Consider the following 326-nt stretch of genomic DNA (forward strand, 5'->3'; position numbering starts at 1 on the left):
CATCGCGGGCGTGCGGGTGGTGCGGGCCGCGCTGGAGCCGACCCCGAGCGAGGCGGTGCCCGCGCGGGTGTACCGGTGCCCGGAGGTGGCCGCATGCGAGCCGTGGCTGACGGATGCGTCCGAGCGGGAGTTGTTGGAGACGCTGGGGGCGTTCCGGAGGCCGGAGGCGTTGACGGGGGCGCAGCAGGCGCTGTTGCGCGTGCTGGAGCGCGAGGGCCGTATCGAGGCCCTGTCGGTGGAGGACTGGGAGGAGCGCGAGCGGCTGCGGCGTGAGGAGGAACTGCGGCAGGCGGAGGAGGAGGCCTGGATCATCGAGGAGGCTCTCC

Annotated in this window: 1 protein-coding gene; it reads left to right on the forward strand. The window is 74.2% G+C overall.

All coding sequences use genetic code 11. The features are described 5' to 3' along the window. The coding region (locus tag D7V88_RS42070; RefSeq protein WP_147449181.1) for a hypothetical protein at nt 1-326 on the forward strand (326 nt) is incomplete at both ends.

It is taken from the genome of Corallococcus terminator, assembly GCF_003611635.1.
Taxonomy (GTDB): domain Bacteria; phylum Myxococcota; class Myxococcia; order Myxococcales; family Myxococcaceae; genus Corallococcus; species Corallococcus terminator.